The organism is Acinetobacter sp. C15 (assembly GCF_013420645.1).
GTDB lineage: Bacteria > Pseudomonadota > Gammaproteobacteria > Pseudomonadales > Moraxellaceae > Acinetobacter > Acinetobacter indicus.
In genome coordinates, this window is the sequence record NZ_VOXR01000117.1 from 1 (window position 1) to 1515 (window position 1515).

The window sequence follows — 1515 nt, forward strand, 5'->3', positions numbered from 1 at the left end:
TTGATGCAGAAGCTAGGTATACAAGGTGTTTGGCGTGGTAAGAATAAACAAACCACCCGTAGCCGAGATGATCAAAAACGAGCAGATGACTTAGTAAAACGCAATTTTAATGCAGATCATCCTGACCCTTGCGAAGCAATGCTTCTTGTATCTTGATTGATATAGTGATTAGCTACCACTATACGCAAATTGTAGAGTTTGGAGTGCTGCTAAAATCTTAAATTTGAACCTGAGATAAAACCTACAATTTGCCCTTATCCCTCATACAACTCTGAACGGTAACTAAGCACTTTGATGCTGTATTCACAAGGTAAGATGATGGTTAATGGGATAAAAATCATAGCTTAAACTCAAGGAATATCACCATGATTATGCTAGGTATTGATGTCAGTAAAACCAAAATAGATTGTTGCATTTTCCCTCAAGGTTTGACTGGAAAAAGAAAAAATAAAATATTTACTAATACAGAAAGTGGCTTTGGCAGTCTGCTCAAATGGCTCATCACTCTTAAAATTGAACCTGATCAAGTGACAGCAATCATGGAAGCGACTTCGGTTTATCATGAGAATTTGGGATATTATCTATATGATGCAGGTGTAAAGGTTTGTGTGGCTAATCCTTCACGAGTAAGAGCCTTTGCCAAAGGCATGTCCATGCTAAATAAAACGGATAAAGCTGATAGTGAAGCTCTTTCACGTTATGGTTACACCGCAAAGTTAATCATATGGCAGCCTGAACCTGAAAATGTCAGATTATTAAAAGCTTTACTAGGCAGACGAGATGTCTATCTAGGTAGTCTATTGCAGGAAAAGAATCGACTTGAAAAGGCGCAGTCCACTCATACCTCCGTTGTTGTGATTAAATTACTTGAAGAGAATATTGAGTATTTAAATCAGCAACTTGAACATATTGATAAGTTAATAAATAATCACATAGATCAAGATCCAACATTGAAACAGGATTTGAAATTACTGCAAACTATTCCTTCAATCGGTGAACGATCAGGCTTATTACTGTTGGGGTTATTTCATTCGCACAAGTTTGAAAAAGCAAGTCAAGCTGCTGCATATGTAGGTTTGGTTCCAGTACATCAGTTGTCTGGCAGTTCAGTCAACAAGCAAAGTCACTTATCAAAAGCAGGTGACAGTAAAATACGCTCAGTATTGTATATGTCAGCATTAACAGCGATTAAATATAATCCACACATTGAAGCTTTATATCAACGATTATTAAGCCAGGGTAAAAATAAAATGTGTGCTTTAGGTGCTGCAATGCGCAAGCTTATACATCTGTGTTATGGCGTTTTAAAACATCAGACTGCCTATCAAAGAGATTATTTATTGGTCGAATAATCTCAAAACCTGATTGACTACCAAGACGGTATCTCAGGTCGCTGACTTCACGTATATTCAAACTCATTCAGGCTGGGTCTATACCGCCTTTATTATTGATGTGTTCTCGCGAGCAATTGTTGGATGGAAAGTATCAACACGTATGAATACAGATATGGTGCTC

1 protein-coding gene and 2 pseudogenes are annotated in these 1515 nt (G+C 37.4%); all 3 read left to right on the forward strand.

Features of this window, described 5'->3' with window-relative positions:
- Positions 1-126, forward strand: a pseudogene (locus FTT63_RS15385) (IS3 family transposase); the annotation flags it as partial.
- A gap of 239 nt (positions 127-365) precedes the next feature.
- Positions 366-1352 (forward strand): IS110 family transposase, encoded by a 987-nt coding sequence (locus FTT63_RS15390; protein WP_004278529.1) that lies wholly within the window; start codon positions 366-368, stop codon positions 1350-1352.
- A gap of 37 nt (positions 1353-1389) precedes the next feature.
- A pseudogene (locus tag FTT63_RS15395) lies at positions 1390-1515 on the forward strand (DDE-type integrase/transposase/recombinase); the annotation flags it as partial.

Excerpts from the sequence above, each read along its gene's own strand:
- FTT63_RS15390 (WP_004278529.1), top strand. The coding sequence starts at position 366 with ATGATTATGCTAGGTATTGATGTCAGTAAAACCAAAATAGATTGTTGC.